Below are 21195 nucleotides of genomic sequence, written 5' to 3' on the forward strand. Positions count from 1 at the left end.
ATCGACCCAAAAGGACTGACTATGGCCCTCTGGCAGCAAACCCCGAACCTGGCTCAGCTCAATGGCTTTCTGAAAAACACCATCGGCGAGCAACTGGATATCCGCTTTGACGCCTTCGACGACGAGTCGCTGACCGCCAGCATGGTGGTTGACTCCCGTACTCACCAACCCTACGGCCTGCTGCATGGCGGCGCGTCGGTGGTGCTGGCGGAAACCCTTGGCTCCACTGCTAGCCATCTGTGCATCGATAGCAGCAAGTTCTACTGCGTCGGCCTGGAAGTGAATGCCAACCACTTGCGCGGCTTGCGCAGCGGCCGGGTGACTGCGGTCGCGCGCGCGGTGCACCTGGGGCGTACCACTCATGTATGGGATATCCGCCTGAGTGGCGAGGATGGCAAGGCCAGCTGCATTTCCCGGCTGACCATGGCCATTGTGCCGTTGGGGGAGAATGGCCCGGCGCAACGCTGAGGGCCCCGCGCTATTCGTTGGCGGGCCTCCCATCAGCTTTGGCTATAGTGCCGTCATTCACTGGCCGTTTTGTCATTGCTGCATCTCAAACACTGCCGGACAATCATTGGCAACTTCCCTGATAAGCCCGCCGCCATGACCCAGTCCGTATTCTTCGCCCATGCCAACGGCTTTCCCTCGGCCACCTACGGCAAGCTGTTTGCCGCGCTGGCGCCTGACTACTCGGTGCAGCATCTGGAGCAGCACGGCCATGACCCGCGCTTTCCGGTCAACGACAACTGGAGCAACCTAGTCGATGAGCTGATCCATCACCTCGAAGCCAACTCGCAGCCGGTCTGGGGTGTGGGCCATTCCCTGGGCGGCGTGCTGCATTATCACGCCGCTTTGCTGCGCCCCGAGCTGTATCTGGGCGTGGTGATGCTTGATTCGCCAGTGCTGACCCTGGCCGACAAGATGGTGATTCGCGCCGCCAAACGCTTTGGCTTTATCGACCGTATCACCCCGGCTGGGCGCACGTTGGGTCGGCGTGAGGAGTTTGTCGACCTGGTCGAGGCGCGGGGTTATTTCGCTGGCAAGGGCCTGTTCCGCCGTTTCGATCCCGAATGCCTGGATGCCTATGTGCAACACGGTCTGCAAGCGGCGGGCAATAACCTGCGCCTGCGTTTTGATCCGGCCACGGAAATCAGCATCTACCGCAGCGTGCCGCACACCAGCCCAGGCCGGCCGCAACAATTGAAGGTGCCGCTGGCCATGGTTCGCGGCCGGCATAGCCGGGTGGTTATGCCGCATCACGCTCATCTGGTAAGGCGCGTACCGAAGGGCGAATACTTGACGCTGCCCGGCGGGCATATGTTTCCTCTGGAACGCCCGCAAGATACGGCGGAGCTGCTGAAAAAGCTGTTCCAGCGTTGGGCTGGGCAACCTGCGAGTGAGCAAAGCGCATGAGTCTGAATTTTGAAGAAGTCCGTCTGCGCCTGCCGCATATCGAGCTGGCTGCCCATCTGTATGGCCCGGAAAACGGCGTGCCGGTGATTGCTCTGCACGGCTGGCTGGACAATGCCGCCAGCTTCGCCCGCCTGGCGCCGCTGCTGCCGGGGCTGCGCATCGTGGCCCTGGATTTTGCTGGTCACGGCCATTCCGATCACCGCCCGCCAGGCGGCAGTTACGCCATCTGGGATTATGCCCACGATGTGCTGCAGGTCGCCGAACAGTTCGGCTGGCAGCGCTTTTCCCTGCTCGGGCACTCCATGGGCGCGATTGTCTCCGTGCTCCTGGCGGCGGCCATGCCGCAGCGTATCGAGCGCCTGGCACTGATCGACGGGCTGATTCCCTACACCGGTGAAGCCGATACGGCGCCGCAGAAGCTCGGCGAAGCGCTGAAGGCGCAATTGGCCCTGGCCGGCAAGAGTAAGCCGGTGTATGCGGAGTTTGACCGCGCAGTAGAGGCACGCATGCGCGGGGTAGGGGCGGTCAGCCGCGAAGCCGCAGAACTGCTTGCCCAGCGCGGTCTGATGCCTGTCCCAGGCGGTTACACCTGGCGCACCGACAGCCGTCTGACCCTGCCATCGCCGCTGCGCCTGACCCAGGCCCATGCGCTGGCGTTTGTGCACAACCTGCAATGCCCGACCAAACTGGTGATGGCCCAGCAGGGTATGTTGCTCGCACAGCCGAGCATCACTCAGCTGGTCGAAGGCCTGGCCATCGAGGTGGCGCAGCTGCCGGGCGGCCATCATCTGCATTTGGATGACGACGTGGGCGCCGGCTTGGTAGCAGACTGTTTCAAAGCTTTCCTGGGCGCGCCTTGACTTGCTAAAGGCAACTGGGGAAAGGTGTCGGCGATAGCCACGGAGATTCGCATGATCGACCTGTATACCGCCGCCACCCCCAACGGCCATAAAGCGTCCATCGCACTGGAAGAGTTACAACTGCCGTACAGCGTGCAGGCTTTGAGTTTCGACAAGCAGGAACAGAAGGCTGCGGCCTTTCTCAAGATCAACCCCAATGGCCGCATTCCGGCGATTGTTGACCGTGGCAACGATGATTTCGCGGTGTTCGAGTCCGGCGCCATTCTGCTGTATCTTGCCGAGAAAACCGGTCAACTGCTGCCCAGCGACGCCAAGGGGCGCTCGCGGGTGATCCAGTGGCTGATGTTCCAGATGGGTGGGGTCGGGCCTATGCAAGGCCAGGCCAATGTGTTCTTTCGTTATTTCCCGGAAAAACTACAGGGCCCGATCGATCGTTATCAGCACGAAACTCGCCGCCTTTATGAAGTGCTCGACATGCGCCTGAGCGAGTCGCAGTACCTGGCCGATGACTACAGCATCGCCGATATCGCCACCTATCCGTGGGTGCGTATCCATGATTGGGCTGGCGTGTCCGTCGACGGTCTGGAGCATCTGCAACGCTGGATGGCTGAGCTGGCTGCGCGCCCTGCAGTGCAACGCGGTTTGCTGGTGCCACAGCGCGAAGCAGATGGTGAAAAAATCGTCAAAGCCGCCCAGTCGATGTTGATCAAATGAGCCGCCTTAATCGTTATTGCCTCGGCCTGAGTCTGTTGTTGAGCAGCGCCGTTGTCTGGGCAGATGTGGCCGGTAGCCAGGATCTGGACGTGCTGCCGCGGTTTGCCGGGAGCAAGATTGTCAGTTTCAAGGATGTTGCCGAGCTAGAGCGCATCTACCCCCAAGGGGCAATACGGCGCATCAGCGGTACCCTACGCTACGAGCGCGAGGTGGCCACCCAAGGCCAGTTGACCGCCGTGACTTATGAGCTGCCACGCACCCACACGGCCAACGAGGTGTTTGCCAAGGCCCGGGGCGACCTGCAAGCCCAGGACGCTGAGTTGCTTTACTGGTGCGTGGGCCGGGAGTGCGGTTCGAGCAGCCTGTGGGCCAACGCAGTTTTTGATAACGCCACCCTAACGGGCTCAGATGATCAGCAGACCTATGCACTGCTGCGTCTCGCTGAACCGCGTCAGGACAGCCTGCTGGCGCTGTACAGCATCACCCGTGGCAACAAGCGCGCCTACCTGCACGCCGAGTTGCTCACGGCCAATAAAGCTTTGGGCGAGCTATTGCCCACTCCGGCCACTCTGCAGCGGCAGCTGAAAAGCACTGGTGAACTACGTCTGGCCAAACAGGTTGAGCCCAGCGCTGCCTGGACCGAATTGCTGGCGCGCAGCCTCAAGCTCGACAGCACGCTGCGTATCAGCATCAGTGGTGCACAAGCTGAAGCCTGGCGCGATGCGCTAGTGGAGCAGCGCGTGCGCGCCAGCCGCCTGGAACTGGGTGATGCGGGTGTAAGCGGCGTACAACTCAACGTGCTGCGCTAAGACGCCACTGTCGGTACTCTTGTCGTCATTAATTGATCCGGCTCTGTCCCCTGCGGCAGAGCCTTTTTGCGTTGTGTGGGGAGCTGGTTGAATGGCCAATAACGATCGTTTGCTGGTGCAGATACTGCTGCTGCTTCTGTTAGGCGCCAGCCTTTGGGTGTTGGCACCGTTCTGGTCGGCGCTGTTCTGGGCTGCGGTGTTGTCGTTTGCCAGCTGGCCGGTGATGCGCGTGCTGACACGCCTGCTCGGTGGCCGCCAGGCCCTGGCAGCGGGGCTGCTGACCCTGGTTTGGACCGTGGTAGTGGCCGTGCCGTTGGTAATGCTGGGCTTCAACCTGGCGGATCACATCAAGGATGGCACCGCCTTGCTCAAGGATTTTCAGGTTGATGGCTTGCCGCCCGCGCCTACCTGGCTGGCCGGCGTGCCGCTGGTTGGTGAGCGTTTGGTGGGCTTCTGGATGACCATCGACCAGCAAGGTGCGGCGTTTTTCGCCACTGTACGGCCGTACCTGGGGCAGGTCGGCAACTGGCTGCTGGCGCGCAGTGCGCAGATCGGTGGTGGCATGCTGGAGCTGGCCTTGAGCCTGATTCTGGTGTTCTTTTTCTACCGAGATGGGCCGCGCTTGGCTGCGTTTGCCAAAAGTCTGTTGCAACGTTTGATCGGTGATCGCGCCGAGCATTATCTGGAGCTGGTGGCCGGCACCGTGCAGCGGGTGGTTAACGGGGTGATCGGTACTGCCGCAGCGCAGGCGATCCTGGCCTGGATCGGTTTCACCATCGCCGGCATACCGGGTGCGCTGGTGCTGGGGATTCTGACCTTCGGCTTCAGCCTGATCATGGTCCCGCCACTTATCTGGGGGCCGGCAGTGGCCTGGTTGTTCTGGCAGGGCGAAGTCGGCATGGGTATGTTCCTGCTGGTCTGGGGCTTTTTGGTGATCAGCGGCGTCGATAACATCCTCAAGCCCTACCTGATCAGCCGTGGCGGCAACCTGCCGTTGATCGTGGTGCTGCTCGGAGTATTTGGCGGCATCCTGGCGTTTGGCTTTATGGGGCTGTTCCTCGGCCCAACCCTGTTGGCCGTGGCGTACAGCCTGCTCAGTGACTGGGTTGGCAGCCCGGTTGTGAATACTGCGGCGAGCAGCGCTGAGCCGGCGGAAAAGCCGCTCAGCTGAGTTAGATATGCCATCACGCTGGTGTTCGAGCGGGTTGGCATTCTCGTTAAATTTCCCGGGGGCGCCTTGGTCCCCTGTAACCGGGGTGGTAGCCTTGCTGCGCTTCGTGGCTGATACACGGCTGCGCAGTCAAGCGTTGCGCGTAAGCCCGACGCCGCGCCTCAAACCGCAACAGGCGGTAGCAGGGAAGCCCCACACCCATAACGGATACGCAGGATTACCCCCCCATGAAGAAAATTGCAGGCAGCGCCCTTGGCGTAGTTGTCGTTCTCGGCGCATTGACCACCGCAGGCGCCTGGTATACCGGTCAGCAGCTTCCAGCGGTGCTGGAAACCTCGATTCAGCAAGCCAATCAGGATATGGGTAAAACCCTGCCGGCCCTGGGCCTCAGCGCCACTATTGAACTGGTTTCGCTGGAGCGTCAGCTGTTCAGCAGCAATGCGCGCTACCGCATTCAGTTTGCCGGCAGCCTGGATGGCGAATCGCCGAGCAACTTCGAGTGGTTTGTCACCGACCACATCGAGCATGGGCCTTTCCCGCTTTCGCGACTGCAAAGTCTCAAGCTGCTGCCCGTGATGGCCACCAGCAATTACGCGCTGGAACGCAGTTCGGAGCTGGAGAAGTGGTTCGCCGGCAGCCAGGGCGGTGCGCCGCTGCAGGGCCAGGTCAGCCTCGGCTATGACCGTTCGATGAGCGGCAACCTGCACGTGCAGCCGCTGCAGATGGCGCTGGATGAACAGACCCAGATCGATTTCAGCGGCCTGGAGATCGACTTCGATAGCAGCGCAAATGTTGAGAAAATCAGCGCCAGTGGCGTGATGGACAGCTTCAAGGTCACCTCAACCCTGGCTACTGATGAAAACATGCGCCTCGAGTTCAAGGGCATGAACCTCACCAGCGACACCCGCAAGGGCGTCAGCGATTTTTATCTGGGGCAGAACGAGGTGCGTTTACAGCAGATCGAGCTGCAGGTTGGTGAGAACGCGCCAATCCTGTTTAAGGATTTCGTCCAGCGTGATGAAACCAGCGAGGCCAATCAGCAGCTGTCGGCGCGTTACAGCTATGACGTTGGTATGATCAGCTACCAGGGCAACGACATCGGCTCCTCGCAGATGCTCTGGACCGTGAAGAACCTCGACGCGGCGGCTCTGCAGTCAATGATCGAGCTGTACGGCACGCTGTTGCAGAGCGGCAAGGTCGACAGTGAAAGCGGTATGCCGGAATTGACCGACGAGCAGACTGCGTTGTTCAAGACCGATCTGGAAAAACTGCTGGCCGGAAAACCGGGCCTGGCCCTGGAAAAACTGGCGTTCAAGACCGCCAATGGTGAAAGCAGCTTCAGCTTTGGTCTGGACCTCGACAAGCCGATGTCCTTCGACCTGCCGGCGCCTGAGTTGGCCAAGCAACTGATCGCCCAGCTGGATGCCAAACTGCTGGTATCCAAAGCGATGATCGGTGATGTGGTTGGCGTTCAGGCCACGATTGCCGGTGAAACCGACAAGGAAGCGATTGCCCAGCAGGCGACCATGTTGGGCGAAATGGCCAGCGGCATGGCGGTGGCCAGCGAACTGGCTGTAATGCAGGGCGAGGACATCAGCTCCAGCCTGCATTACGCCGACGACCAAGTGACCTTCAACGGCAAGCAGATGACCGTGGATGAGTTTGTGGCGCTGGCCATGAGCAGTGGCGGCGGTTTGGCTGGTATGGGGCATGAAGTCCCGGCCGATGAAGCGCTGTATGAAAGCGAGGGTCAAAGTACCGTGCAGTAACGTTTTTGGCGTAAGCGGCGCAGCCAATGCGGCCAGGTGACCTGTAGGGCATCTGGCCGTTTTTGTTGGTGCTTAGCGGTCGCCGCGCTCGTACTTGTCTAGGGTGTCGCTGGCGATCTGCCGGCCGAGCATGATCAGCTCCGGCGCCTTGTAGAACTCGAAGAAGCGGCACACGCGCTTGGGCACGTTGATCAGGATATCCGGTGGGTAACCGGCGATCTTGTACTGCGCCAGGGACGTTTGCATCACCTCGAAACTCTGGTTTATCAGCTCCAGCAGCGAGGCTGGGCCGCTAAGGTCGGCGACTCGCGAGCCGCTTGCGGATTTCGGCGCGGCGGCTTTATCCAGGCTGCCGCGGGCGTTCTGCTGCCAGGGGTTGATGGCTTCGGGTTGCAGTGGGCTGCTGTGATCTTCCAACAGAAGCAGCTCGTCGTCTTCGCCGGGTTTACGTTTGAACGAGGGTAGACGTGAGCCGAGTGAACTCATCAGTAGATCGAAACGTCCCTTGAGCGCCGGCGCGCGTTCGATGATAGGCAGTTCGTAGTGCTGCTGATGGGCCGAGTTGAGGTTGACCGCGACGATCAGGTCGCAGTGCGCTGACACCACCGGAACGATGGGCAATGGGTTGAGCAAACCGCCATCGACCAGCATGCGTTTGCCTTGCACAACCGGGGTAAACAGGCTGGGAATTGCCGCCGAGGCGCGCATGGCCTGATGCAGGCAACCTTCCTGGAACCAGATTTCCTGCTGGTTGGTCAGGTCGGTGGCCACGGCGGTGAAGGGGATCGGCAGCTCTTCGATATTGATCTCGCCAACGATTTCGCGAATTTTGCCGAAGACCTTTTCCCCACGAATCGCCCCCAGGCGAAAGCTCACATCGAGCAGGCGCAGTACGTCCAGATAGTCTAGGCTCTGGGTCCATTCGCGGTATTCGTTGAGCTTGCCAGCGGCGTAAATCCCGCCGACCACCGCGCCCATGGAGCAGCCGGCAATGCAGGCGATTTCATAACCACGGGCTTCCAATTCCTCGATCACACCGATGTGCGCATAACCACGTGCACCACCGGAGCCCAATACCAGCGCAATGCGCTTACTCATTCTGAGGTTCCTCGTCACGATCAATGCAGCGAACATACTCGCCGTGCTGCGCGCCGCCAAGGCGCGACTTGTCAGTAATCCTGCGCAGTCGAGCATATGCGCAGTGGCTTGCTAGAGCGGTTACAGCGGTGCCGGCACTTTTCTCTGTTCTACGCGTCATACTGGCAGCATTGAAGCATCGCGAATACTGACGGCGATGCGCTGTGATGCCGAGCCAATTGTCTGTTTATTTGCAGGAGTTACCTGATGAAACTGTGGATCGTGTTGCCCATGTTGCTGTTGGTGCTGAGCGGTTGTGCGGGAAAAACGACTTATCGCAACAGTTGTGCCAATCAGCTGGATGCTGCCTGGCGTGAGCTGGACCTGGCAAAGGCCGAGGGCTTTGCCGGCACGGTGAGTTATTCCAAGGCGGTGTCGCTGATGACAGCGGCGAAAACCCAGCAGCAGTTCGAGGCTTACAAGGGCTGCACGGCGAAATCCGAGCGCGCACGTTTCTATATCCGTGAGTCGCGAGCAGGCCGCTGATGCAACTGGATTTCAACGCACTCGAACCGCTCGAACGCTACCGCTGGCTGGCATCGACCATTACCCCGCGACCGATTGCCTGGGTTTCCAGCTTGTCGGCCGAAGGAGTCAGCAATCTGGCTCCATTCAGCTTCTTCCAGGTGATCAGCGACGACCCGCCGACTCTGATGGTCAACGTCAACCACCGCAGTGATGGTGGCCTCAAAGACACCCTGCTGAATGTACAGGCCAGTGGCGAGCTGGTGATTCAGTTGGTGTCTTTTGCCCAGGCCGAGGCGATGAATGCCAGCGCGGCAGTGCTGCCTTATGGCATCAGCGAGTTCGAGCAGTGCGGTATCGCCAGCCTGCCTTCGCAACGCATTACTCCACCTCGAGTGGCTGGCGCGACGGTGGCCTTTGAATGCCGGGTGGCGCAGATTCAGGCTTACCCCGCAGAAAAACCCAATTGCCATCTGATCTTCGCCGAGGTGCTGTTGGCCCATATCGATGACGCGGTGCTCAACGAGCAGGGCCGCATCGATGCGCACAAGCTCGATCTGATCGGGCGTTTGGGTGGTATGGCATACAGTCGCACTCGCGATACCTTCGAGATGCGCCGTCCCGGTTGATGCGCGCGTTGTTGGTAATCACGCTTGTCTGGCGTAGTAATCGATACAAAAACGACCTCCGTTTAGCTGTTAGCACCACGCACCAGCCTGCTGGCTTGTCGCTAGTATGGCTGTGCTCCTATGTTGCCAATCTTGAGTGCAAGCAGCGCTGGGCTGCCTGGTGGTCATTCGGCAGGGGGAGTTATGTGGACTGTGGTGCAGCGGCGGGTCGCCAGTTTGAGCACGGCGAGCAAACTGGCTTCGGGCTTTGGTGTTGTTCTGGCACTTACGGCGCTGGTGGCGGCCACTGGGTTCCTTGCGCTGCGCGATGTCAGTGCACGCTCGGCACTGCTGGAGCGCATGAGCGCGATCAATAGCCAGGTTATGCAGATCCGTCGCAGCGAGCAGGATTTCGTCCTCAGCGGCGACAAGCAGCACGCGACTCGGCTGCATGAGCAGGCGCAGCAGATTCTCGATGCCAGTACCGCGTTGCAGGCGCTGTTGCCGGATGCCGAGCGGGCAGGGCTGGATCAGGTAGCCGAAGCCATGACCGCGTATCGCGCTGCCTTCGATCGCTATGTCGAGCAAAGCGACAATATGCACCTGTCGCTGGAGGCCGCCACGTGGCTGGTGGTGAGCGCTTCCAATAGCCTGGATTTGCTCAAGGACGGTCTGGCTGAGGACGGCGTTGATCTGCTCAAGAGCAGCCAGGGTCAGCAGGGCGCTGAATCCGTGCTGCAGGCTGGGAAAATCAGTCAGGTGCATCAGTTATTGCTGCGTGCGCTGGATCAGGCCCGCGTGCTGCTAGAGCAGAGTCGCAGCAGTGGCGAAGCGACTTCAACCCTTATTCAGGAAGCCGTCGACGCCCAGACGTTAGCCGGTGAGCTGCGCGATGTCATGGAGGACCCCGGTTATGCCGCGGTGCTGGTCGAGGTGATCGGCAACGTCAACTCTTTCAATGACCGGCTTAACGAGTACACCGGATTGTTGCAGCAGCAAAAACGCGAATACCAGAGCCTGGTGCAACAGGCCGAACGCATCCTCAGCCTGGTCGATCAAGCTTACGGGCGACAGAAAGCCAGCCTGCATGGGCAACTGCAGGCCAGCACCGGGCTAATTGTGCTAGCCACGGCGTTGGCGTTGCTGATCGGTCTGTTGGCGACGCTGACCATCACTCTGTTGATCGTTCGGCCGTTGAAGCAGGTTATCGAACAGGCGCGGCGCATTGCCGATGGTGACCTCAGCGCACGCATTGAGGTGCAGCGTGACGACGAGATCGGCCAGCTGCAAACGGCTATGCAGGTTATGTCCAGCAATTTGCGTGAGATGGTCGGGCGCCTGCAGAGCGGGGTGCTACAGATTTCCGCGTCCGCACAGTCGCTGTCAGCCAGTACTGAGCAAACGCGTTTAGGGGTGAATGGGCAGAAGGTGGAAACCGATCAGGTCGCCACCGCCATGAGTGAAATGACCGCCACCGTGCACGAGGTGGCACGTAATGCCGAGGCGGCGGCATCTTCCACCGAACAGGCTGATCGCCGGGTCAGCAGCGGTGTGGCTGTGGTGCAGCAGACCATTGGCCGGATCAACCAATTGGCCAGTGCCATGCAGACCACTACCCAGAGCATCGAGCGTCTCAGCCAGGACACCCAGCGCATCGACTCGGTGCTGGATGTGATCAAGAGCGTGGCCGAACAGACCAATCTGCTGGCACTCAATGCAGCTATCGAGGCGGCGCGGGCGGGCGAGCAGGGCCGCGGTTTTGCCGTGGTAGCTGATGAGGTGCGTGCGCTGGCGCGGCGCACTCAGCAGTCCACGGCGGAAATTGAAGGGTTGATCGCCACCCTGCGTGAGGGCACGCGGCGCTCCGTGGCGGACATGCATCAGAGTGGCGTGCTGGTGACGCAGACTGTGGAGGATGCCAGCCAGACCGACGGCGCGCTGGCGGAAATCGCCGCAGCAGTCAGCCAGATCTTCGAGATGAACCAGCAGATTGCCGCTGCCGCCGAACAGCAGACGGCGGTGGCGGAGGAAATCAGCCGCAGCGTTACCTCGATTCGCGATATTGCCGATCAGTCCGCGCTGGCCATGGACGAGTCTGCCAGCTCCAGTATTCAGCTGGCAGAACTGGGCCGCGAGCTGCAGGGTATGGCTGGGCGTTTCCGCCTATAGCTTTGCCTGCGATGTATGTCGCAGCTGAGATAAAAGATTCGTGAGCAAAGGTTACTTGGCTCTTTGCCGACCCCTTGCAGCCCAGTAGCATCGGTCCACTTGCATAAGGAGTGAGCGATGCGCACGAAATTAGATGCCTGCCTGGAATCGATCAATCAGGTGGTACTGGGCAAGGAACCGCAGGTGCGTCTGGCACTGACCTGCCTGTTGGCCCAGGGCCATTTGCTGATTGAGGATTTGCCCGGCATGGGTAAAACCACCCTCAGTCACGCCCTGGCCAAGGTATTGGGCCTGAGTTTTCAGCGTATTCAGTTCACCTCCGATCTACTGCCCGGCGATATCCTCGGCACCTCGGTGTTTGATAAGGACACCGGGCAGTTTATTTTCCACCCGGGACCGATTTTCGCCGAGCTGGTACTGGCCGACGAGATCAACCGCGCCACGCCGAAAAGCCAGAGTGCGCTGCTTGAAGCCATGGAAGAGGGCCAGGTGACCATCGAAGGTGCAACCCGGCCGCTGCCCGAACCCTTCTTTGTGATTGCCACGCAGAACCCGGTCAGCCAGGGCGGTACCTTCGCTTTGCCCGAGTCGCAGCTGGACCGTTTTCTGATGCGCCTCTCCCTTGGCTATCCCGGCAAGGCCGCGGAAAAAGCCTTGCTGCTCGGTGATTCGCGGCGCTCGCTACTGCCCAGCCTGCCGGCGCTGCTTGATCACAGCGAATTGGCGCTGGTGCAGGCGGAAATTCCTAAGGTGCGTGCCAGCGATGCGTTGGTCGATTATGTATTGCGTTTGGTCGATGCTACCCGCACCCAGCCGCAATTCGCCTGGGGCTTGTCGCCACGGGCCAGCCTGGCGCTGCTGGCAGCAGCGCGTGCCTGGGCCTTCCTCGCGGGGCGTGATTATGTGATTCCGGAAGACGTGCAGGCCGTGCTGCCTTCGGTCGTAGGCCATCGCCTACGCGAGCGCGCCGACCCGGCTGGGCATGGCGCGGGCAGCTTGGTGCAGTGGTTGCTGCGTGAGGTGCCGGCGCTTTGATCGCCCAGCTCAAGCCGCGCTGGAACCGCTGGCTGGCCCGGCGTATTCCGGCCGCCGCCAGTGTACGGCTGAATCAACGTCGGATCTTTATTATCCCGAGCAGAGTCGGGGCGGCCTTTATGCTGGCGCTGCTGTTGATGCTGCTAGCCGCGATCAATTACCAGAACAGCCTGGCCTATGGCCTGACCTTTCTACTGGCCTCGGTTTTTGTCGTGGCCATTCTGCACACCTACCGCAACCTGGCCGGGTTGATCCTTAAGGCCGGCAGTGCGCCGGCGGTATTTGTCGGCGAACCCGCCGGTTTTCGCGTACGTCTGGAGAGCAGTCAGAGGCCTCATCAGGCCGTCAGCTTGGGCTGGCCACCGGCCGAGTTACAGACGCTGGATGTGCCGGCCGAAGGCGTGAGCGAGTGCCAGTTAAACCTGCCGGCGCTGCAACGTGGCTGGTTGCGGCCCGGTCGCTTGCGCGTCGAGAGTCGTTTTCCATTGGGGATTCTGGTGGCCTGGAGCTGGGTCGATCTGGATCAGCGCGTGCTGGTTTATCCGCGACCTTTGCCCGGTGATCTGCCGCTGTCAGCTGGCGTCAGCGAGGATCAGGACGAGGAGGGCAGCCGGCCCCATGGCCAGGGAGTGGATGATTATCAAGGGCTGAAGACCTACCAGCCGGGTGATTCCAAACGCCGGCTGCACTGGAAAGCCTATTCTCGCGGCCAGGGTTTGCTTGTTAAGGACTTTGCCTCGATCACTGGGCGTGATCTGTATTTGGATTTCGAAGCCCTGGCTGGCGATGTGGAAACTCGCCTGTCGCTACTCTGCCACTGGGTATTGCAGTTGTCCGAGCGGCAGCAGCCGTTTGCCCTGAGCCTGCCGGGCCAGGTATTAGGTGCTGATAGCGGTGAGCTGCACCGCGATGCCTGCCTGCGCGCCCTGGCGCTGTTCGGGCGTGTGGCATGAGCCGGGTTAACGCGATTCCGCGGATCAGCCTGACCTGGCTGTTGGTGGCGCAGGTGCTGGTGATCATTCCCCATCTGACGCATTTACCGCTGTGGATCATTGGTCTGTGGCTGGGCAGTGCGGCCTGGCGCATTCAGATTTTCCGCATGCGTGCGCGCTACCCGAATGCCTGGGCCAAGGGCGGTTTGATGCTGGCGGCGGCGCTCGGGGTGTTTCTTTCCCGTGGCAGCCTAATCGGTCTGGATGCCGGGGTGGTGCTGCTGGTCGCAGCTTTTGTGCTCAAATTGCTGGAGATGCGTACGTGGCGTGATGCACTGGTGCTGATCTTTCTCGGCTTCTTTGTGGTGGTCACCGCCTACCTGTTCGATGACAGTATGCTGATGGCCTTCTACAGCCTGCTGCCTGTGACCGCTTTGCTGGCGGCCTTGATTGGCCTGCAGCAGAGCAGCCTGGCCACTCAGCCATGGCCGACCGCACGTCTGGCCGGTGGGCTGCTGCTGCAGGCGTTGCCGGTGATGTTGCTGCTGTTTGTATTCTTCCCACGCATGGGCCCGCTGTGGTCGTTGCCGGTGCCTAATGACAAGGCCACCACTGGCCTGTCGGATAGCATGGCTCCCGCGGATATTGCCGACCTGAGCCGCTCTGCTGCCCTGGCGTTTCGTGCCAGTTTCAACGGCGAGACGCCGCCGCGCAGTGAGTTGTACTGGCGCGCATTGACCCTGGATCGCTTCGATGGACGGCGCTGGTCACAATCCGATTACGCCGAGTTTGGCCCCGGTGCGCAGTGGCAGAAGCAAGGCGAGGCGCTGAGTTACAGCATCGTGATGCAGCCCAGTGGGCAGCGTTGGCTGTTTGCCTTGGACGTAGCGCAAACCTCGCTGGAACAGACTCGGCAGATGAGCGATTTCCGTCTGCAGCGGCGCCAGCCGGTAGACCGCTCACTGATCTATCAGGTTACATCGTGGCCGCAGGCGCTACGCGAGCCGCAATTGCCCCAGGCAGCCCTGCGCCGTGTTTTGCAGTTGCCGGAGCAAGGCGAGCCGCGCAGTCGCGCCTGGGCCGAACAGCTTAAGCGCGATTACCCACAGCCGGAACAGCTGGTGCAGGCGCTGCTCACCCATTTCAACCGAGAACCCTTTGCCTACACCCTGACTCCGCCTGCGCTGGGGCAGAACAACATCGATGATTTCCTGTTTGAAACCCGCAGCGGCTTCTGCGCCCACTACGCCGGAGCCATGACCTATGTGCTGCGTGCTGCAGGTATTCCGGCGCGGGTAGTGGCGGGTTATCAGGGGGGCGAATACAACCCGGCGGGAAACTACGTGCAGGTGCGCCAGTTTGATGCCCATGCCTGGGTTGATTACTGGCAGGAGGGGCAGGGCTGGGTCAGTGTCGACCCGACCTTCCAGGTGGCCCCCGAGCGGATCGACATGGGCTTGGAAGAGGCCTTGGCCGGTGAGCAGAGTTTTCTCGAAGACTCGCCTTTCTCCCCGTTGCGCTATCGCAACCTCAGCTGGCTGAATGAGTTACGGCTGGCCTGGGACAATATCAATTACGGCTGGCAGCGCTGGGTGCTGGGCTACCAGAGTCAGCAGCAACTGGAGTTTCTCCAGCGCTGGCTGGGCCGGGTAGATTCGCAGTCGCTGGTGATTGGCCTGGTCGGCGGCGGTGCGTTTCTGCTTGGTCTGCTTTCGCTCTGGCTGTTCAAACCCTGGCAGCGTGAGCGTGATGTGCAGCAGCGCTTGTTCCGTCGTTTTGAGGGGCTGCTGGCGCGCCATGGCGTGCCACGCAGGCCCGGCGAAGGGCCGCGCGACTATGCCGCGCGAGCAGCCCTGCAGATGCCGGTCCAGGCTGAGGCGATTGCTAATTTTGCGGCGACCTTCGAGGCGCAGCGTTATGCCGGGCAAGAACCTTCTGCTGCGCAGTTACGTCAGCATCTAAAGGCCCTCAAGCGTGCCCTACCTTGGCGGCTTACTCGTCTGGAACCCTAGTACCGCGACCATTGGCCACTTGTGGCTAATCATCAAGTGCATAAGCTGAGGAGCGAGTTCACAGGAGTGAGGCGATGCAAGGCTTGGTTGATGAGGTGCCGCGACACGTACTGCGCATTCAGATGCGCCTGTTTGCCTGTCGTGAACGGCTGCGAGCAGGCACCGACGATGAGGCCCTGCACGATCTGCGCATCGCCTTGCGCCAATTGCGCAGCCTGCTGCGGCCGCTGTCCTCGGTCGCAGTCTGTGAGGACTTGCAGCAGCGTGCGGCCGAGTTGGGCCGCTTGACCGGTCCGCTGCGCGACCTTGAGGTGCTGCAGGGCTATCTGCAACAGCAAGGGCTCGATAGCGCCGCGCAATCACGCCAGCCACTGTTGCTGCAGGGATACCTGCTGCTGTTGGACAGTGCGCCGTTGGCAGATCTGCTGATTGCGCTGGATGACTGGCCGCAGCAGTGGCGCCAGGCTGCCAACTGCGGGCAACTACGTGGTCTGCCCAAGCTTATCAGGCAACGCTTGCGCAAGGACCGCAAGCGCCTGGCCGAGGCGCTGCTTGACCCCGCACATGACCGCCACCGCCTACGTTTGCTGGTTAAGCGGCTGCGCTATGCAGCCGAGGCTTATCCGCAGCTGGCCGATTTGTCCGGGCGCACGCGCATGCAGCTGAAACAGGCGCAGTCAGCGCTGGGCGATTGGCACGACCATTGGCAGTGGTTGCTGCGCGCTGAAACCGAGGCAGATTTGCAGCCGTGCGTGCCAACTTGGCATGAAGCAATGCAGAGTGCCGAGCAGCAGGCCGATCTGGCCCTGCAGGCATTGACCGCAGGTTTTGCTCGCAACAGCGGCTGAGTTGGCGGAAAAGTCGTTATACCTTCGGCTTGTTTGGCCGAAATGTCGTGTCATTTGCTGGCGTCTTTGCCCTAAGATCACCCACATCTTCAGTGTTCGAGGTGGTTATGGGATTTTCCGAATTACTCCAGGCGGTGCGCGACAACCCTCAGGCGGTGCTGATTCCCGCGCAGTGGGGGCAGGGTCGCGCCAGTTTTGGCGGCCTTGTGGCAGCGCTGGTGTACGAGGCCATGCGTGCTCAAGCCCCTAGCGGGCGACCGCCGCGCTCTTTGGCGATTACCTTTGTCGGCCCCGCCGCGCCCGATGTGCCGGTGCGCTTTGACGTGGAAGTGCTGCGCGAAGGCAAGGCCGTCAGCCAGGTACTCGGCCGTGCGATACAGGACGGTCAGGTGGTGACCCTGGTGCAGGGCAGCTTTGGTGCCGGGCGCGAGTCGCGCATCGCCGTACAGGCCGATCCCGCGCCGCAAGCCAAGGCGGTGGAGGCGTGCCAGGAGCTACCGTATATCCCCAACGTTACCCCGGAATTCACGCGTTTTCTGGCCATGCGCTGGGCATTTGGCGGCATGCCTTTTACCAATAATCCGTCGCGCGACATGGGCGGCTGGGTGCGCCTGCGTGATCAAAGCAGTGCCGAACCGGCCAATGAGGCCCATCTGCTGGCTCTGGTCGATGCCTGGCCACCTGCGGTATTGCCGCACCTGAGCGCACCGGCGCCGGGTAGCTCACTGACCTGGACCATCGAGTTCGTCCAGCCGATGAGCGAGCTGAGTACCCTGGACTGGTGCCTGTACCGCGCGCAGATCGAACATGCCCGCGATGGTTATGGCCATATCGCCGCCGCACTCTGGTCGCCGACCGGTGAGCTGCTGGCGATCAGTCGGCAGACAGTGGCTGTGTTCGGTTAAACGTCCTGCGCCAGCTCTATAACTTGAGCTGGCGAATCGCCTTGTTCAGCTCGCCAGCCAAGTTCGCTAAGTCGGTACTGGTGGTCGCCGACTGACCGGTCTGGCCGACGGTCTGTTCGGTCACATCGCGGATGCGGATCACCGCGCGGTTCATCTCTTCGGCCACCTGGCTCTGTTGCTCCGCTGCCACGGCGATCTGCGTATTGCTTTCCCGCATAAGCGCAACGGATTCGGTGATGGCGACTAATGCCTGGCCGGCCTCACCGGCCTGTTTGACGCATTCATCGGCCTTGATTGAGCTGTCCTGCATAAAATCCACGGCATCGCGGGTGCCGCTTTGCAGAGTGTTGATCATCTGCGTGATGAGGTCGGTGGAGTCTTGTACGCGCTTGGCCAGGTTGCGCACTTCATCGGCGACCACGGCAAAGCCGCGGCCCATCTCACCGGCGCGGGCGGCTTCAATCGCTGCGTTCAACGCAAGCAGGTTGGTCTGTTCGGCGATGCCGTGAATCTCACTGACCACGCCGCCGATCTTCTGGCTGTCGACCGCCAGCTGTTCGATCATCTGCGCGGTTTGCTGCACGCCACTGGACAGCCCGGAAATCGACAGGCTCACGCGGTTGACCGCCTGTTGACCACTGCGCGCCAGGTGCTCGGCGTTTTTTGACTGATCGCGGGTGTCGGCCGTGTGTTCGGCAATATGGTGTACGGTGGCGGACATCTCGTTGATCGCCGTGGCCGCCTGTTCGGTTTCGCTCTGCTGTTCGAGCATGCCCTTGCGCACATCACGCATATTGCCAGCCAGGCGTTCGGCACCCTCATCCAGCTGCGCCGCCGACTGGGCGACGATACCGACCACCCGTTGATAGCCGGCCTGCATGGCATTGAAGGCACTGGCCATCTGGCCTACTTCATCTTTGCACTCGAGTGGCACACGGGCGCTGAGGTCACCGCTTTTTTCCACCTGCAGCATCACGTCCTTGAGCGTGTTGAGATGGCTGAGCAGAAAGCGAATCAGCAATTGCGAGGCCGCTAGCAACAGCAGCATCAACAGCGCGACGACCAAGGCATAGCTTGGCGCTCGGTCGAGAAATACCTCGGGCAGGTTCGGTGCCAAAGCGGTGATGGCTAGGCGCTGACCGTCTTCACGGACGATGACTTCGGCGCCGATCAGCCCCTCGCTACCATTTAAATCGACCCAGCCGCGTGCGTTGGCCAGGGTGCTGCCCTGATTATCCGGCAGGCGTGGCGTCTGCCCGCTGGTAAAGCTCAGCATATTGCTAGCCTTCGGCCAGGCCAGCTCCTGCGGCCATTGGCTTAATAAGCGTGCCTGCTGCTGCACAGCCTGCTTGGCGGCGGCGTAGTGCACCTGTTGTTCCAGGTGTAGCGCATAGAGCACCAGCAGCAGCGTGGTAAAGAAGGCCACGGCATTTACGGCCCAGAATTTGTACTTCAGGGAAAGGTCGCTGATCCAATGGCCCATGCAGGTGTCTCTGTGTGAGGTGAAGAGTTGGCAAAGTGCCAGTAGTTTCACCCAGTCTCACAGCAGATCAATTGATCCTTATCAACAAGCCAGCTGGTGCCGGGTTACTGGCCGATTAGCTGGTTGCGCCCGTGAATGCAGGCAAATTGAAGAAGGCCTGGGCCGTAGCGCTGGTATGGGCAGCCAGTACCTGTTCGGTCTCACCACGGTGTAGCGCCACTTCACGCAACACCTCAATCAGAAAGGCCGGCTCGTTACGGCCGCTCTTCGGTTTCGGCCGCAGGCTGCGGGGCAGCAGGAACGGTGCATCACTTTCCAGCATCAGGCGGCCACGGGGGATTTCCTTGACCAGTGGATGCAGATGACTGCCACGGCGCTCATCACAGATCCAGCCGGTAATGCCGATATGCAGGTCCAGATCCAGGTAGTTGAACAGCGCGCGTTTCTCCCCGGTAAAGCAGTGCACCACGGCCGCCGGGAGTTGGTCGCGGAAGTGCCGCAGGATTGCCAACAGGCGTTCATCAGCATCGCGCTCATGTAGAAACACCGGCAGTTGCAGCTCTACTGCCAGAGCCAGTTGCTGCTCCAGCACCAGTTCCTGTTGCGGCCTCGGTGAGAAATCGCGGTTGAAGTCCAACCCGCATTCGCCCACCGCGCGCACTCTGGGATCGGCCAGCAGGGCCTTGAGCTGCGCATGGCTGTCGCTATTCCAGCTGCTGGCGTCGTGGGGGTGAATGCCGGCGGTGCTGAACAAATGTTCTGCGCTGTCATCCAACTGCCGGCACAGCTCCAGGGCGTGTTCACTTTCTGCCAGGCTGGTGCCGGTAAGCAGCATTTGCTGGATGCCTGCCGCGTAGGCGCGAGCGAGGAGTGCTTCGCGTTGTTCGGCAAAGCTTGGGTGAGTCAGATTGACGCCGATGTCGATGAGTTGCATGGTGCTACCTGCTGAATTGATTGAGCAGCATAACAGAGCTTTTTTAATAGATTAAAAGTCAATAAATACAGCTAGTTAAAGCCTATACGTGATGTTGAGTGTGATTGCTGGCTGGCATCCATAGGCGGGCTGTGCGAACCTCCGCGCCCCGCGCGAGGGGTCAGTTGTCCTGTATGCAGCCTGTTCAGACGAGCCGCTGCACTGATCTATCGGTCGATTCTGCCCTGGAGCCTTGATGTTGCGAGTGCTGCTCACCTGCTGCTTATTGCTGCTGCCCTGCGCAGCGGTGGCGCGCGTGGCTGGTCCGCTGGAAGTCGAGCAGCCCAAGGCCGCCCGCGACCTGGCAAGCATTCGCAGCAGTGGTGAGTTGCGCGTGCTGGTCAACCAGAGCCGCAACAGTTCGGGTGAGGTCAAAGGCCAGAGCATTGGCGTCGAGTACCAGCGCATGCGCGCCTTCGAGCAATACCTCAACCGCAATTCGCGCGATGGGCGCACGCTCAAACTGAAAGTTATTCCCAGGGCTAAGGATCAACTACTGGCTGCCTTGCAGCGCGGTGAAGGTGATCTGGTCGCCCCCGGTGAGCTACTAAATATGCCACGCGCTAGCAACCTCAGCGCCAGCGCAGCGATCCGCAGCAATGTGCCGCTGATCATCGTCGCCAAACAGGGTAACCGCCGTTACCAGAACCTCGAACAGCTCTCCGGGCGCAGTTTGGCCTTGCCTGCGGGTAGCGTGGCAGGGGATGCGGTGAGGGCCGTCAACCAGCGGCTGATCGACAGCAAGCGTTCGCCGATTATTGTCGAGTGGGTTGATCCGACTCTGGCGGTCGAGGATGTGCTGGAAATGGTCCAGGCCGGCATCTTCAGTGTCACAGCGGTCGAACAGCCGATTGCCGAGCGCTGGTCGAAAGTAATGCCTAAGCTCCGTCTGGACCGCCATCTGCAATTGGCCAGTGACGGTGATATGCGTTGGTATATACGGCGCGACACGCCAATGCTCGGCGCAAGTATCGACCGCTTTCTCAAAGGTTACCGTGACCCGGCGGATCAGGATGCGGCCTTCCAGCGTGTCTACCGGCGTCTGTACAAGGTGCATTACCCGTTGGGCCGCACCGAGCGTCAGCGCCTGGAAAAGGTTCGTCCGGTGCTGCAGCGTTATGCCACTCAGCATGATTTCGATTGGCTGGCCCTGGCTGCCGTAGCCTTCAAGGAGTCGACCCTCAACCCGGCTGCGCGCGGCGCCGGTGGCGCGACCGGGCTGATGCAGATCACCCCGGCGGCCGCGCGCAGCGTTGGCGTGAGCAATATCGGCGTGCTGGATAACAATGTGCAGGCCAGCGCCAAGTACCTGGCGATGATTCGTCGTAACTACTTCAACAGCCCGCAGCTTAACGAGCGCGAGCGCATGGCCTTTATTCTGGCCGGTTACAACATGGGCCCGCAACGGGTGCAGAGCCTGCGGGCAGAAGCGCGCAGGCGCGGCCTGAACCCCAACCAGTGGTTCTTTCAGGTTGAGCGGGTGGCGATGGAGCAGATGGGCATGGGCGTGGTCAGCTATGTGAATAGCGTGAATAAGTACTACCTTGCTTATGATCGCGAGCGCTATCTGCTGGAGCCATAACAGGCCGTTGAAAACTACCTCGGCTTTGGCTCCTGCGTCGCTCTACCTTCTGCATCCATGCAGTCGTGCGTTGCCATCGCGGCGTTAAAAACGGGGTCACAACCGCAAGGCTGAACGTGCTTTAGCACGACCCCGGAGGGGTGAGCGAAGCGAATCAAGTGCTCATTTACAGCTCGTAAACTCCGCCTTTTCGCCTGTTTTTGCCTTGCGCTGGCTGCCTCGCCAACGTTTTCAAAGACCTGTCAGCGTGGGTTGAGAATGTAGATTTATTAGTTTATTCGATATTTTAAAGCGATTTTATCTGCTTTAA

At 60.8% G+C, this 21195-nt stretch carries 18 protein-coding genes and 2 pseudogenes; 17 read left to right on the plus strand and 3 right to left on the minus strand.

The features are described from left to right. Positions 1 to 21 precede the first annotated feature (21 nt). The 7 genes from AACX99_RS08470 (at position 22) to AACX99_RS08500 (ending at position 6736) form a co-directional block, all read left to right on the plus strand. The gene (locus AACX99_RS08470; protein ID WP_160014431.1) at positions 22 to 468 is read left to right on the plus strand and encodes a hotdog fold thioesterase; all 447 of its coding nucleotides are present in this window, start codon (positions 22 to 24) and stop codon (positions 466 to 468) included. 135 nt (positions 469 to 603) lie between these two features. Further along, the gene (locus AACX99_RS08475) at positions 604 to 1413 is read left to right on the plus strand and encodes an alpha/beta fold hydrolase (protein ID WP_339410970.1); all 810 of its coding nucleotides are present in this window, start codon (positions 604 to 606) and stop codon (positions 1411 to 1413) included. Beyond that, positions 1410 to 2273, plus strand: coding sequence for an alpha/beta fold hydrolase (locus AACX99_RS08480; protein ID WP_339410971.1), 864 nt, complete (start codon positions 1410 to 1412; stop codon positions 2271 to 2273). The genes AACX99_RS08475 and AACX99_RS08480 overlap by 4 nt, the downstream gene beginning before the upstream one ends. Before the next feature lie 51 nt (positions 2274 to 2324). Continuing rightward, on the plus strand, positions 2325 to 2987 hold the full coding sequence (locus AACX99_RS08485; protein ID WP_339410973.1) for a glutathione S-transferase family protein: 663 nt from the start codon (positions 2325 to 2327) through the stop codon (positions 2985 to 2987). Next, positions 2984 to 3796, plus strand: a complete 813-nt coding sequence (locus AACX99_RS08490) for a DUF4892 domain-containing protein (protein WP_339410975.1) — start codon at positions 2984 to 2986, stop codon at positions 3794 to 3796. The genes AACX99_RS08485 and AACX99_RS08490 overlap by 4 nt, the downstream gene beginning before the upstream one ends. A gap of 91 nt (positions 3797 to 3887) precedes the next feature. After that, positions 3888 to 4967: an AI-2E family transporter gene (locus tag AACX99_RS08495; protein WP_339410976.1), complete on the plus strand. Its 1080-nt coding sequence runs from the start codon at positions 3888 to 3890 to the stop codon at positions 4965 to 4967. 227 nt (positions 4968 to 5194) lie between these two features. After that, positions 5195 to 6736 (plus strand): YdgA family protein, encoded by a 1542-nt coding sequence (locus AACX99_RS08500; protein WP_339410977.1) that lies wholly within the window; start codon positions 5195 to 5197, stop codon positions 6734 to 6736. Positions 6737 to 6808: 72 nt separating this feature from the next. Here AACX99_RS08500 and AACX99_RS08505 read toward each other — a convergent pair whose 3' ends face one another. After that, positions 6809 to 7834 carry a patatin-like phospholipase family protein gene (locus AACX99_RS08505; protein WP_339410979.1) on the minus strand — a complete coding sequence of 342 codons (1026 nt, stop codon included), beginning with the start codon at positions 7832 to 7834 and terminating at the stop codon, positions 6809 to 6811. A gap of 246 nt (positions 7835 to 8080) precedes the next feature. Between AACX99_RS08505 and AACX99_RS08510 the strand changes: the two genes are divergently transcribed. The 9 genes and pseudogenes from AACX99_RS08510 (at position 8081) to AACX99_RS08545 (ending at position 16847) form a co-directional block, all read left to right on the plus strand. After that, a complete protein-coding gene (locus AACX99_RS08510; protein WP_339410981.1) occupies positions 8081 to 8359 on the plus strand; it encodes a hypothetical protein in 279 nt (92 codons plus the stop codon). Continuing rightward, positions 8359 to 8967 carry a flavin reductase family protein gene (locus AACX99_RS08515; protein WP_339410983.1) on the plus strand — a complete coding sequence of 203 codons (609 nt, stop codon included), beginning with the start codon at positions 8359 to 8361 and terminating at the stop codon, positions 8965 to 8967. The genes AACX99_RS08510 and AACX99_RS08515 overlap by 1 nt, the downstream gene beginning before the upstream one ends. An 876-nt stretch (positions 8968 to 9843) precedes the next feature. Then, positions 9844 to 10260 (plus strand): annotated as a pseudogene (locus AACX99_RS22185) (HAMP domain-containing protein); the annotation flags it as partial. A gap of 348 nt (positions 10261 to 10608) precedes the next feature. Continuing rightward, positions 10609 to 10987 (plus strand): annotated as a pseudogene (locus tag AACX99_RS22190) (methyl-accepting chemotaxis protein); the annotation flags it as partial. Positions 10988 to 11232: 245 nt separating this feature from the next. After that, entirely contained in the window at positions 11233 to 12150 is a 918-nt protein-coding gene (locus AACX99_RS08525; RefSeq protein WP_339410986.1) for an AAA family ATPase, read from the plus strand. Further along, complete coding sequence (locus AACX99_RS08530) at positions 12147 to 13103, plus strand: DUF58 domain-containing protein (protein WP_339410988.1); 957 nt, start codon at positions 12147 to 12149, stop codon at positions 13101 to 13103. The genes AACX99_RS08525 and AACX99_RS08530 overlap by 4 nt, the downstream gene beginning before the upstream one ends. Continuing rightward, complete coding sequence (locus AACX99_RS08535; RefSeq protein ID WP_339410990.1) at positions 13100 to 15094, plus strand: transglutaminase TgpA family protein; 1995 nt, start codon at positions 13100 to 13102, stop codon at positions 15092 to 15094. Before AACX99_RS08530 ends, AACX99_RS08535 begins: the two co-directional genes overlap by 4 nt. Positions 15095 to 15168: 74 nt before the next feature. Further along, entirely contained in the window at positions 15169 to 15942 is a 774-nt protein-coding gene (locus AACX99_RS08540; RefSeq protein ID WP_339410992.1) for a CHAD domain-containing protein, read from the plus strand. A gap of 107 nt (positions 15943 to 16049) precedes the next feature. Next, positions 16050 to 16847, plus strand: coding sequence for an acyl-CoA thioesterase (locus AACX99_RS08545; RefSeq protein ID WP_339410993.1), 798 nt, complete (start codon positions 16050 to 16052; stop codon positions 16845 to 16847). A gap of 16 nt (positions 16848 to 16863) precedes the next feature. Here the strand turns inward: AACX99_RS08545 and AACX99_RS08550 are convergent, their stop codons facing one another. Together AACX99_RS08550 and AACX99_RS08555 are read right to left on the minus strand one after the other, a co-directional pair. Beyond that, a complete protein-coding gene (locus AACX99_RS08550; RefSeq protein ID WP_339410995.1) occupies positions 16864 to 18330 on the minus strand; it encodes a methyl-accepting chemotaxis protein in 1467 nt (488 codons plus the stop codon). A gap of 115 nt (positions 18331 to 18445) precedes the next feature. Further along, positions 18446 to 19264, minus strand: a complete 819-nt coding sequence (locus tag AACX99_RS08555; RefSeq protein ID WP_339410997.1) for a TatD family hydrolase — start codon at positions 19262 to 19264, stop codon at positions 18446 to 18448. A gap of 235 nt (positions 19265 to 19499) precedes the next feature. Here AACX99_RS08555 and AACX99_RS08560 point away from each other — a divergent pair, with 235 nt between their 5' ends. Next, positions 19500 to 20885, plus strand: coding sequence for a transglycosylase SLT domain-containing protein (locus AACX99_RS08560; RefSeq protein ID WP_339410999.1), 1386 nt, complete (start codon positions 19500 to 19502; stop codon positions 20883 to 20885). Positions 20886 to 21195 lie beyond the last annotated feature (310 nt).

The sequence above is a fragment of the Pseudomonas sp. EA_35y_Pfl2_R5 genome, from assembly GCF_963970805.1.
GTDB lineage: Bacteria > Pseudomonadota > Gammaproteobacteria > Pseudomonadales > Pseudomonadaceae > Aquipseudomonas.